The organism is Tenacibaculum sp. ZH5_bin.1 (assembly GCF_042865525.1).
Lineage (GTDB): Bacteria > Bacteroidota > Bacteroidia > Flavobacteriales > Flavobacteriaceae > Polaribacter > Polaribacter mesophilus.
This window is the reverse complement of sequence record NZ_JBEGIO010000001.1, coordinates 185388-197462: the sequence shown is the minus strand read 5'-3', so window position 1 is coordinate 197462 and position 12075 is coordinate 185388. Positions and strand designations below refer to the sequence as shown.

Sequence of the window (12075 nt, the reverse complement as noted above, 5' to 3'; positions counted from 1 at the left end):
TGATTTATTTATATATATTCTTGTTGCGAGTTGTAAATATTAGTATGTTTATAGTAAATTAACTTTTTTAACATAAAAAAATAAAATAAATACAGTTATGAAGCAAAAAATAAAACTACTTGTTTGTGTTTTATTGATGTCGGTTACATCAATAATTGGTCAAACGATAAAAGGAAAAATTACAGATACTAATGGAATAGGTTTGCCTTTTGTAAACGTAATAGAAAAAGGAACTACTAATGGTATAACTACTGATGATAATGGAGAATATTTTTTAAAAGTAAGTAAATTACCTGCTACTGTTATAGTTTCTTCAGTGGGCTTTAGAACGAAAGAATTAATAGTTACAGATGATTCTTATCTTACAATTGTAATTGAAGAATCAAGTGAGTCTTTAGAAGAGGTAGTAATTGTAGGTTCTCGTAATAAAGGAAGGGTCGCAATAGATTCTCCCGTGGCTATTGATGTGTTAGATGTTTCCAAACTAACAGAGTCAGCACCACAAGTTACAGTGACAGAAATTTTAAATTATGCAGCTCCCTCTTTTAACTCTAATCCTCAATCAATTTCAGATGGTACAGATCATATTGCGCCAGCAGCATTAAGAGGATTAGGTCCAGATCAAGTGTTAGTGTTAATTAATGGGAAGAGGCGTCACAAAACAGCTTTAGTAAATGTAAATGGTACTTTTGGTAGAGGTTCAGTGGGTACAGATATGACAACAATTCCTTCAATGGCTATTGAAAGAATAGAAATTCTTAGAGATGGTGCTGCCGCTCAATACGGTTCTGATGCTATTGCAGGAATCATAAATATTGTCCTAAAAAAATCTACAAATAAGTTAGAAGTTAACCTAACAACAGGTGCTAATTTTACAAGTGAAAGTAGTCCAGAAAGAGAGATAGACGGAGAAAAATTAAACTTGGGATTAAATTATGGGGTGCCAATTGGTAAAGATGGTGGGTTTATAAATTTTACTGGAAACTTTGATTTTAGAGGATGGACTAATAGAATGCAAGAATGGGAAGGTTCAATATTTAATGCATATAACTCTATTGAAAGAGTTGCAGCTGCAGATGGGTATAATCTTTCAAATCTATTAGATGATGATTTAGATGATATTTTTAATTATGCTGGTGATGCGGGTATTACATTAAGTGGTACTGAAACAAAAGAAGAGTTGCGAACAATTCTAGGAGCTGATGTTACTGAAGCAGAATTGTTAGCTCGTGGCTTAAAAAGAAGTGATTTTAATATGAGAGTTGGGCAATCTAAGGTAAGAGGAGCGCAATTTTTTGCGAACATGGAAATCCCGTTAGGAAATGAAACGTTTATTTATGGTAATGCTGGCTTAAGTTATAAAAATGGTAATGCGGCAGGTTTTTATAGGTTGCCAAATCAATCTAGAGCATACACTCCAGCATATATGAATGGATTCTTACCAGAAATAAATTCTAACATTCAAGACAAATCGTATGCGGTTGGAATAAAAGGAAAGTTAGGTGATTGGAATGTAGATTTTTCAAATACATTTGGTAGAAATGAATTTAACTATTTGATAAGCAATTCAAGTAATGCATCTTTAGGTAATTCAACGCCTTTTGAAGCGAATTCAGGTGGGTTTTATTCATGTGAAAACACAACAAATATTGATCTTAGTAAGTTTTACGAAGACGTAATGTCTGGTTTAAATATAGCTTTTGGTGCTGAATATCGTTTAGAAAATTATGGTATCGTAGCAGGAGAGGAAGCATCCTACGCGCAATACAATACATTAGGTAATGTACATGATCCGACAGACCCTAACTCAATGGTTCCTGAAGATTTTTTTGGTAACTCAAGACCAGGGGGTATTCAAGTGTTTCCCGGATTTAAACCAGAAAATGAAGTAAACTCATTTAGAAATTCTATAGCTGGTTACATAGATGTAGAAGCAGATGTTACAGAGTCTTTTTTATTAAGTGGAGCTGTACGTTATGAGAATTTCTCAGATTTTGGAGGTACTTTAAATGTAAAAGTAGCATCTAGGGTAAAAGCTTCTAAAAACTTTAATTTAAGAGCTAGTTTACAAACAGGGTTTAGAGCACCATCACTACATCAAATATCTTATAGTTCAACCAGTACCTTGTTTGTAGATGGTATACCAAATGAAGTTGGGGTGTTTTCAAACACTTCGAGAGTTGCAAGGATTTTAGGAATAGGTAAATTAAAAGAAGAAACTTCTTTTGGATTTTCGGCAGGATTTACAGCAAAAGTGCCAAGTGCAAACTTAAAGTTTACAGTTGATGGATATATAATAAATATTGATGACAGAGTAATATTAACAGGAAGTTTTGATGATAATGGAGACGCTGAGTTAGAAAGATTGTTCCAACAAGCAAATGCTACACAAGCAGCATTTTTTGCAAATGCTGTAGATACTCAAACAAAAGGAGTAGATATTGTTGTAGATCACAAAGCAGATCTTTCTGATAAGATGAAGTTAACTAATACTTTAGCATTTGCATTTTCGAAAACGAATGTAGAAGGAGTGAATATTCCAACTGCTATAGAAAACGCTGGATTGTCTGATGTTTATTTTGACCCAACAAGTAGAATTTATTTAGAGTCCGCAGTTCCTACAACAAAAGGGAATTTATCACATAATTTAAGTGTTAATGATAAATGGAATATCTTTTTAAGAAACAGTTATTTTGGAGAAGTTGAAGAAGCAACTAATAATGACAGTCCTAATGTAGATACAACATTTGGAGGAAAAGTATTAACAGACATTTCTTTTGGGTATAATTTTAATAAGACTCTAAGTTTAACATTAGGAGCAAATAATTTATTTGATGTTTATCCAGATGAGAACGATCCTGCTTTTAGGTCTAGTGGACGTTTTATCTACTCAAGACGTTCTGTACAGTTCGGAACTAATGGTAGGCATTTGTTTGCTAGATTACGTTTTGTATTAGATTAATACTAGGATAAACCATAAAAAAAGCACCTTTTCGAGGTGTTTTTTTATGAGTTATATTTTTTTAAAACTAACTTATCATTCTCAAAAACAGCATAGGTATAATACTGAATCCAATCACCAGTGTTAAGGTAAACACTGTTGTCTTTAAGTTGAATTTCTAGAGGAAGATGCCTGTGTCCAAAAACAAAATAATCGTGGTGTTTAGTTTCTAGTTTGCGCTTACAATACTGTACTAACCACTCATTATCTTCACCTAAAAATTTAGCATCTTCATCACCAGAAATCAGTTTGTTTTTTACGGACATATATTGTCCTAATCGCACACCTAAATCTGGATGCAACCAACGAAACATCCATTGAAATAGCGGAAATGTAAACACTTTTTTCATGCGTTTATATCCTTTATCCCCAGGGCCTAATCCATCACCATGACCAATTAAAAACAATTTATCGTTGATTTTAAATTCTTGAGGAGAATGATACACAGGAATATTTAATTCTTTTTCAAAATAATCACGCATCCATAAGTCGTGGTTCCCAACAAAAAAGTAAATCGGGATACCACTATCTTTTAGTTCAGCAAGTTTACCTAAAACGCGAACAAAGCCTTTAGGAACGACAGTTTTATATTCAAACCAAAAATCGAATAAATCACCTAAAATAAAGATAGCCTCAGCATCTTTTTTAACTTCGTTTAACCATGCAACAAATTTTTGTTCACGAGGAAAACTAGCTTCAGATGTTGGAGCTCCTAAATGTTGATCGGAAGCAAAATAAACTTTTTTATTTTCAGAAGTGTTGATTGAAATCAAATTGTAAATTTTGGTAAAAATAAGTATTTTACTTAGAGTTAGCACAAACAAATTTTGGCTACATTTGTTTAAGAACTTACATGAATCCACATATATGAATCCGTTTGACGACATCTACTTTATGAAAAAAGCCTTACAAGAAGCGGAGATAGCTTTTGATAAAGGAGAAGTTCCTGTGGGAGCGGTCATTGTTTTTAATAACCAGATTATAGCGAGAGCACATAACTTAACGGAGTTATTAAACGATGTTACAGCACATGCCGAAATGCAAGCTTTTACTGCAGCAGCAGACTTTTTAGGTGGAAAATATTTAAAGGACTGTACCTTGTATGTTACATTAGAACCTTGCCAAATGTGTGCAGGAGCGAGTTACTGGACGCAGATAGGGAAGATAGTGTATGGAGCAAGCGAGCCTAAATTAGGATTTTCTGTGTTGCAAACTAAATTGCATCCAAAAACTAAAGTAGTTTCAGGGGTTTTAGAGGAGGAATGTGGATTTTTACTGAAGAAATTTTTTATTGAAAAACGGAACTTAAATTGACGATAATCATTCCGAACTTGTTTCGGAATTTCATTATGAGAAGTTGAAATTAAGTTTAACTAAACAATTTAAAATAATGTTTGTTGTTTTGCTCCGCTTTCGTGCTCCAATAGCCATTTTTTACGCCAAACACCGCCTGCATACCCTGTTAACGAGCCATCAGAACCTACAACTCTGTGACACGGAATAACGATCCAAATAGGGTTTTTACCGTTAGCAGAAGCTACAGCACGAATTGCTTTTACATCACCTAATTGTTTGGTTTGTTCTAAGTAGGTTCTAGTCCTTCCAAAAGGGATGTTTAATAATTCATTCCAAACCGATTGTTGAAAAGCTGTTCCCTGTGGATTCAATTGTAGATCAAAACCTGTTCTTTTTCCAGCAAAATATTCATCCAGCTGCGTAACACAATTTTGTAAACAAGATGGAATTTCCTTTGAGGAATTGAATGCAGCCGAAGTATCTTCGTCCAATACTGAAATCGATTGGATTCCATTTTCATCACCTTCAATTTTGGCAATCCCGATAGGAGTTTTATAATATGTGGTTTGTAAGTTAGACACCAAAAACGTCTTTAGAGTTCTGTGTGGTAATTTCCGAAATTTCATCGAAAGTCAATCCATAGATATCTACTAACTTATCCACAACATTAGTAATATAGCTGCTTTCATTACGTTTTCCTCGGTATGGAGTAGGTGCTAAGTATGGCGAATCGGTTTCTAAGACAATGTGTTTAATGTCTATTTGGTTTAAAAACTTGTCAATTTTTCCATTTTTAAATGTCGCTACACCACCAATTCCTAATTTCATATTGTAGGAAATTGCTTTTTCAGCTTGCTCTAAAGTTCCTGTAAAACAGTGAAAAATTCCATATAAATCATCTCCTTTTTCAGTTTCTAGTACTTCAAAAATCTCATCAAAAGCATCACGACAATGGATAACAATCGGTAGTTTTTTCTCTTTTGCCCACTGAATTTGAGTACGAAAAGCTTCTTGTTGTTGTGGTAAAAATGATTTATCCCAATACAAATCGATACCAATTTCACCAATCGCATAAAAATCACGTTGGTCTAACCATTCTTTTACATGAACTAACTCTTCTTGATAGTTTTCTTTTACTGAAGTTGGATGCAACCCCATCATTAAAAACACATCTTTCGGATAGTTTTTTTCCAAGTCAAACATACGTTCAGTATAAGAACTATCAATCGCAGGAATAAAGAAACGAGAAACTCCAGCTTCTTTAGCACGTTGTATCATTTCATTTCTGTCTTCGTCAAACTGACTTGAATATAAGTGGGTATGTGTATCTGTAATCATTTATTGCCGTATCTTTACGAGACAAAAGTACAAGAAATGGCAAGTTTGAAAAAAGTATTACGAAAAAAGAAATACATTAAAATAAAACTCAAAAAAATGATTACAAATCATTTAGAGTTAGATGCGGAGATAAATGGTGTTAAAGGAAGGTTTATTTTAGATACAGGCGCTTCTAATTCGTGTGTTGGATTAGATTTAATAGAGCGTTTCAAGCTTATTTCTGAAGAAAGTGAAGTAAAAGCTGCAGGAGCAGGAGCGACGGATATGGAAACACATAAGTCAGGAAATAATTCTCTTAAAATAGGAAAGTGGAAAGCGAATGAGTGTGATTTAGTATTGTTTGACTTAACACATGTAAATACAGCTTTAAAACAACACGATGCTGATGAGGTAGACGGAATTATAGGGGCAGATATTTTAGAGGAAGGAAAAGCCTTTATTGATTATAACAAGAAGGCATTGTATTTAAAGAAGCTTAAAAAGAAAAAAGTAAGGAAATTAAAAGTTCCTTTCTAATGTTGTGGCTCTATGTATAAATTTTTATAATGTAAATAGATTCAATACTAGAATGAAAACTATAAAGATATTTTGAATATTTTTATAATAAAATACTGTGATAGCTATGAAAAGAAATAAATTGTTTTTTAACTATTTTGTTTTAGTTTGGGTAATATTTGGTTTGCTTATTTATGTGTGGGAGCTTTCTTCCCTTATCTATAATAAGCAGTATGATGAGTTTTTTACTTATCAGAGATTAAAAACAACATTTTTGCCTTTGTCAATTATTGTTTTATATATTGTTACTTTCTTTAAAAAAAATAAAAACGAAGAATCTAATTAAGAAGTCACTAGGTCTAAGAAATGTGGTTTGGATGTAATGAGGAAAAACAACATTTTTAGTAAAATAATGTTATTCATAAATTATATCAAACTTATATACAGGGTTGTCGCTATCATATTCAAAAACTCTAGCATAATCCATAACGTTAGCTATTTCTTCGAGTTTACATAGTTGTGAAACTACAGCGCATAAACCATTAAATAACCTCTCTTTATCGGTCGGATTTTGAGGTTTTGGATTATAATGACATAAAGGAACAGTAAAACCGCATGCTTCTAAAAACACCCTCTCAATCTGTAGTAATTCAAGTGGAGTGTAACCATTAAATTTTCTACCTAAATTTTGATGAACCCTACCCACATAGCTTAGTTGCAATGAGCCATGATCATTCGTGAGATGTTTCCAACTATCTCGATTGTCTAATATATTTCCAACCGCACATGCTGAGCAACATTCAGGGTTCAATTCATCGTTGTGAAAAGCATTATAAAGCTTTATAAGTGCTTGTTCTAATCGTTTAGGTATTTCCATAATCAAAAAGGATTTACTCCCTTAAATATACAAAATATTGGTTGTACCTTTGCATCAAATTATTGTTAATGACGACTTTTCAAGATTTAGACTTATCAAATCCACTAAGAAATTCAATTGAAGAATTAGGTTTCGTAAATCCAACACCTATTCAAGAACAAGCATTTCCTGTAATTCGTTCAGGAAAAGATGTGGTAGGGATTGCACAAACAGGTACAGGTAAAACTTTTGGGTACTTACTCCCAATATTACGTGATTTAAAGTTTTCAAAACAACAACACCCAAGGGTGATGATATTAGTACCTACACGAGAATTAGTGGTTCAGGTGGTAGAAGAGATAGAAAAGCTAGCTAAATACATCACTTTACGAACTGTAGGTGTATATGGCGGAGTTAATTTAAATCGCCATAAAGAAGCAGTAATGCAAGGAGCTGACATTATTGTTGCCACACCAGGACGTTTGTACGATTTAGCGTTAAGTAACGTATTAAAATTAAAGTCTATTCAAAAATTAGTCATTGATGAAGTAGATGTAATGCTTGATTTAGGTTTTCGTTTTCAGTTGTTAAACATCTTTGATTTATTACCTCAAAGACGTCAAAACATCATGTTTTCAGCAACTATGACTGAGGATGTTGAAGCATTAATTGATGATTTTTTTATTGCTCCACATAAAATAGCAATTGCAGTAAGTGGAACACCATTAGATAACATTCAGCAAATAAGCTATGATGTTCCTAATTTTTATACAAAAGTCAACTTATTAAACTATTTATTATTTGATAAATCAGAGTTTAGTAAAGTGTTGGTGTTTGCACCTAATAAAAGAAATGCAGACAGACTATTTGATTGTGTAGTCGAAGAATATCCATCACAAGCCTGTGTAATTCATTCAAATAAAACACAAAACTACCGTTTGCGCTCTATAGAACAATTCAACAAAGGAGAAAAACGAATCTTAATAGCTACCGATGTAATTGCACGTGGATTAGATTTAGAAGAAGTAACACATGTAATCAATTTTGATGTGCCACACTTCCCCGAAAACTATATGCACAGAATTGGTCGTACAGGTCGTGCAGAAAGAGAAGGAAAAGCAATTTTATTCGCTACGGAAAAAGAGCAGGAAGCAAAACAACGAATTGAGGAATTGATGGATTACACAATTCCAAAGGAAGAAATTCCAGAACAAGTTGAAATAACCAAGCAATTAACGGAAGAAGAACGTCCGAAAGAAGAAAGAGAAGTAAATAAAAACAGAACTTCTCAAGAATACATTCCAGGTCCCGCTTTTCACGAGAAAAAGGAAAAGAATAAAAAAACAAACCAAGGAGGTTCTTATAGAAGAGAGCTTGCCAAGAAGTACAAAAAGCCAAAAACAAGAGGAGATAAAAATTATAACAAACGCAATAAGAAACGTAAATAATGCAAGAACTTACTAAGCAAGAACTTCACAATTTAGGAATGAATATTGTGGGTAAAAAACTGCAAGAAATGGGATATGAATTTGTTGCAATAAATAGCGAGTTGAAAAAGCATCCACAGTTTGTGTTGTTTAAAAAAGGAGAGCCTACCATTTTTGTATTAGTAAAAACTACGAACAATATACAGTCACCCCAAGAATATGATGTATTGTGGATGGAAACTTTTAAAAAACACGCAGAAAAACAAAATGCAAAGGTTTGGTATGCAGGTATAGGAATAGCAAATGCTGAAAGTGTAGATTTACCTGTGTTTAAAGATAAACCTTATTATGTTGCTTTTGATGATTTTATAAAGATCTCATAAAAAATCAAAACATTTTTTTAACCTGTTAAAAAATAGGTTTTTAATAGGTTGAAAAGGGCGAAAAACCTATTAGCCATCAAGTAGTTGTATGTTAATTTTACCTAAGGGAAATTAATAAAATATCTAAAAAATGAAAAGACAACTACTAATCAAAAAAGGAAAAAGATTTATGAAAACTATTATGGCATTTTTATCAGATTTAGGTAATGGTGCTAGTTATGCAATTAATAATTAAGGTTTAAATAGTTAGAATCTAAAAAACACTCGTTTTATGATGTAAACGAGTGTTTTTTTATACATAAATAGTAACTTTACAGTGTGGAGAATCTGTTAAACGAAATAAAAAACTGTAAGATTTGTGAGAAATATATAGAACCCAATCCTGTAGTTCTTGCTAGTAAAAAATCCAAAATCATTATTGTAGGTCAAGCACCTGGAACCAAAGTACATCAGTCTGGGATTCCTTGGGATGATGCTAGTGGAAAACAGCTTAGGAAATGGTTGGGTGTTACTGATAAGAAGTTTTATGATACCAATAACTTTGGAATAATACCTATGGGTTTCTGTTATCCAGGAAAAGGAAAATCAGGAGATTTACCACCAAGAAAAGAATGCGCTCCACAGTGGCATCAACCTTTATTAAAAGAAATATCAGAAGTTAAGCTGATTATTTTAATAGGAATGTATGCTCAAAACTATTATTTGAAAGAGAAAGCAAAACGTACACTTACAGAAACAGTAAATACTTTTGGAGAATACTTACCTAAGTATTTTGTATTACCCCATCCATCACCAAGAAATCGATTTTGGTTGACCAAAAACCCATGGTTTGAAAAAGAAGTTTTACCTATGTTAAAAAACACGGTAAAAAAGCTGATATAGTGATTTTAATACTAAAAGAAAGTTAAATACATGCATTGATAAATTTGTATTTTTGCAATGTATGATAGAAACAAGAGAAGCCATATCAGAAAAAGCGGTTTTAATAGGTATTATAACCCAGCATCAAGATGAAAAACAATCAGAAGAATATTTAGATGAGCTAGAGTTTTTAACACTTACAGCAGGAGGAGTAGCTGTAAAAAGGTTTGTTCAAAAATTAGATAAACCCCATCCAAAAACTTTTATTGGAACAGGTAAACTAGAAGATGTAAAAGCGTATATAGATTCCAATGATATTGGAACAGCTATTTTTGATGATGAGCTGTCACCTGCGCAACTTAGAAATGTTGAACGTTTTTTAGATTGTAAAATTTTAGATAGAACCAACTTAATACTTGATATTTTTGCAAGTAGAGCACAAACAAGCTCAGCAAAAGCTCAAGTAGAATTAGCACAATACCAATATTTATTACCTCGATTAACCAGAATGTGGACACACCTTGACAAGCAAAAAGGAGGTATTGGTATGCGTGGTCCTGGAGAAACAGAAATAGAAACTGACCGACGTATTATTCGAGATAAAATTTCGTTGCTAAAAAAGAAATTAGTAACTATTGACAAGCAAATGTCCATACAACGAAAAAATCGTGGAAAAATGGTGCGTGTTGCTTTGGTAGGATATACCAATGTTGGTAAATCTACCTTGATGAATGTTGTTAGTAAAAGTGAGGTTTTTGCAGAGAATAAACTGTTTGCAACATTAGATACTACAGTTAGAAAGGTGGTAATAAAAAATATTCCTTTTTTAATGACAGACACCGTTGGGTTCATTAGAAAATTACCAACACAATTAGTAGAGTCGTTCAAGTCTACTTTAGATGAAGTTCGTGAAGCAGATTTATTATTACATGTCGTAGATATTTCACATCCAAACTTTGAAGATCATATAGCTTCTGTAAATAAAATTTTAGATGAAATAGATAGTAAAGATAAGCCGACAGTTATGGTATTTAATAAAATAGACGCTTATACTCATGAAACTATTGATGAAGATGATTTGATAACAGAAAAAACAAAAGAACATTATACACTAGAGGATTGGAAAAAAACCTGGATGAATGACTTAGAAACGGAAAGTATTTTTATTTCAGCCTTGAATAAAGATAATTTAGAAAATTTTAAAGAGAAAGTATATGAGGAGGTAAAGAAAATACATATTCAACGTTTTCCATATAATGATTTTCTATATCAAGAATATTAGTTTACAGTAAAAAAACGCAAACATAACTTAAAAAGGACTTAAATAATTAAAACTTTAAGTTCTTTTTTGTTATATTTATAATCCCTAATGTTGCTTTTTATGTGTTTTATAAAGCATTGTAAATTATATTTTTAACCATTTTATCCCCCTGAAAATGAAAAATAATAAAACTTCACAAACAAAATTTAGACGATTCTATTCATATTTATTAACTAACAATAAATTAAAAGCCTTAACGTAATTAATTTTATTAGTATAATGCCATACCTAGTAATTATAATCTTTACTTACAAAGTATGTATAGTTAAATGAAGTGTTTACTCTTTTTGAGTTATCATGTATTAACCTGAATAGATCATGATGAAAAAAATAATCCCCCTCTTATTATTGTATTTCAGTATGCAAGCTGTTAGTGCGCAAGAGAAATGTACATCTGAAAGTATTCATTCAGTAGATGTAAATATAGTTCACAAGTGTTTAGCAGAAAAGAAAGTAGAAAGCAATAATACAGAAGCTTCAGTTATAGTAACTACTATTCCTAGTAGAAGGCACATAAGAAAACGTATTTATTTTGAGAAAGTAATTAGTTTTGCAGAAGGTATTGAAGCAAAAAGTTTAAAGAGATTAAATACATTAAATGAGCTAGCTGAATGTAGTTTAGGAAATGTTTACCCTATTATAAAAGAAACAACAAAAAAATCAATTTCTTTTGATGTGGTTGAAGAAATTCCTGCATTCTTGTCATGCAAAGAATCATTAAAAGAAAAAGAAGATTGCTTTAATTATAAAATGCAAGACCATATAATGACCACCTTAGTTTATCCAGAAGAAGCTATAGAAAAAGGGTTAGAAGGAGAAGTTTTAGTGAGTTTTGTTATAAATGAAATGGGTAAGGTGACTGAGGTTAAGACAGAAGGAATTAATGTGCCTGAAATATTAAAAAAAGAAGCAAAAAGAATTGTACTACTATTGCCTGATTTTATTCCAGGAAAACAACAAAGCAAAAATGCTAGGGTGTTATATCGCTTTCCTATGATTTTTAGTTTAAACAGTTCTGATTATTAGAGTGTTAAAATAGTTTATTTTATGTGAAAAAAAGAATACCTTTGCATGCCAAATTTTCATGAGTAACAAGT

Annotated in this window: 12 protein-coding genes; 8 read left to right on the top strand and 4 right to left on the bottom strand. The window is 32.0% G+C overall.

Annotated features, from left to right (window positions below; genetic code table 11):
* Nucleotides 1-97 precede the first annotated feature (97 nt).
* A complete protein-coding gene (locus ABHQ57_RS00845; RefSeq protein ID WP_389861924.1) occupies nucleotides 98-2962 on the top strand; it encodes a TonB-dependent receptor domain-containing protein in 2865 nt (954 codons plus the stop codon).
* A gap of 44 nt (nucleotides 2963-3006) precedes the next feature.
* Here the strand turns inward: ABHQ57_RS00845 and ABHQ57_RS00840 are convergent, their stop codons facing one another.
* The gene (locus tag ABHQ57_RS00840; RefSeq protein ID WP_125064458.1) at nucleotides 3007-3765 is read right to left on the bottom strand and encodes a UDP-2,3-diacylglucosamine diphosphatase; all 759 of its coding nucleotides are present in this window, start codon (nucleotides 3763-3765) and stop codon (nucleotides 3007-3009) included.
* 103 nt (nucleotides 3766-3868) lie between these two features.
* On the opposite strand from ABHQ57_RS00840, the gene ABHQ57_RS00835 reads away from it, so the two are divergent.
* The gene (locus ABHQ57_RS00835) at nucleotides 3869-4315 is read left to right on the top strand and encodes a nucleoside deaminase (protein ID WP_047788279.1); all 447 of its coding nucleotides are present in this window, start codon (nucleotides 3869-3871) and stop codon (nucleotides 4313-4315) included.
* 68 nt (nucleotides 4316-4383) lie between these two features.
* Here ABHQ57_RS00835 and ABHQ57_RS00830 read toward each other — a convergent pair whose 3' ends face one another.
* Together ABHQ57_RS00830 and ABHQ57_RS00825 are read right to left on the bottom strand one after the other, a co-directional pair.
* A complete protein-coding gene (locus tag ABHQ57_RS00830) occupies nucleotides 4384-4878 on the bottom strand; it encodes a methylated-DNA--[protein]-cysteine S-methyltransferase (protein ID WP_231128360.1) in 495 nt (164 codons plus the stop codon).
* Entirely contained in the window at nucleotides 4871-5635 is a 765-nt protein-coding gene (locus tag ABHQ57_RS00825; protein WP_073182507.1) for a TatD family hydrolase, read from the bottom strand. Before ABHQ57_RS00825 ends, ABHQ57_RS00830 begins: the two co-directional genes overlap by 8 nt.
* 36 nt (nucleotides 5636-5671) lie before the next feature.
* On the opposite strand from ABHQ57_RS00825, the gene ABHQ57_RS00820 reads away from it, so the two are divergent.
* Nucleotides 5672-6151, top strand: coding sequence for a retropepsin-like aspartic protease (locus tag ABHQ57_RS00820; RefSeq protein WP_073182508.1), 480 nt, complete (start codon nucleotides 5672-5674; stop codon nucleotides 6149-6151).
* Nucleotides 6152-6545: 394 nt separating this feature from the next.
* On the opposite strand, the gene ABHQ57_RS00815 is transcribed toward ABHQ57_RS00820, so the two are convergent.
* On the bottom strand, nucleotides 6546-7007 hold the full coding sequence (locus ABHQ57_RS00815; protein WP_073182509.1) for a Na(+)-translocating NADH-quinone reductase subunit F: 462 nt from the start codon (nucleotides 7005-7007) through the stop codon (nucleotides 6546-6548).
* Nucleotides 7008-7075: 68 nt separating this feature from the next.
* On the opposite strand from ABHQ57_RS00815, the gene ABHQ57_RS00810 reads away from it, so the two are divergent.
* The 5 genes from ABHQ57_RS00810 to ABHQ57_RS00790 all read left to right on the top strand — a co-directional run bounded on the left by ABHQ57_RS00810 (nucleotide 7076) and on the right by ABHQ57_RS00790 (nucleotide 12004).
* Complete coding sequence (locus ABHQ57_RS00810) at nucleotides 7076-8434, top strand: DEAD/DEAH box helicase (protein WP_167712489.1); 1359 nt, start codon at nucleotides 7076-7078, stop codon at nucleotides 8432-8434.
* Complete coding sequence (locus tag ABHQ57_RS00805) at nucleotides 8434-8796, top strand: Na(+)-translocating NADH-quinone reductase subunit F (RefSeq protein ID WP_073182511.1); 363 nt, start codon at nucleotides 8434-8436, stop codon at nucleotides 8794-8796. The genes ABHQ57_RS00810 and ABHQ57_RS00805 overlap by 1 nt, the downstream gene beginning before the upstream one ends.
* Nucleotides 8797-9114: 318 nt before the next feature.
* A complete protein-coding gene (locus tag ABHQ57_RS00800) occupies nucleotides 9115-9678 on the top strand; it encodes a uracil-DNA glycosylase family protein (protein ID WP_073182512.1) in 564 nt (187 codons plus the stop codon).
* A 61-nt stretch (nucleotides 9679-9739) separates the two neighbouring features.
* A complete protein-coding gene (gene hflX, locus ABHQ57_RS00795; protein ID WP_047788288.1) occupies nucleotides 9740-10939 on the top strand; it encodes a GTPase HflX in 1200 nt (399 codons plus the stop codon).
* A 357-nt stretch (nucleotides 10940-11296) separates the two neighbouring features.
* A complete protein-coding gene (locus ABHQ57_RS00790; protein ID WP_167712488.1) occupies nucleotides 11297-12004 on the top strand; it encodes an energy transducer TonB in 708 nt (235 codons plus the stop codon).
* The last annotated feature ends 71 nt before the right edge of the window (nucleotides 12005-12075 follow it).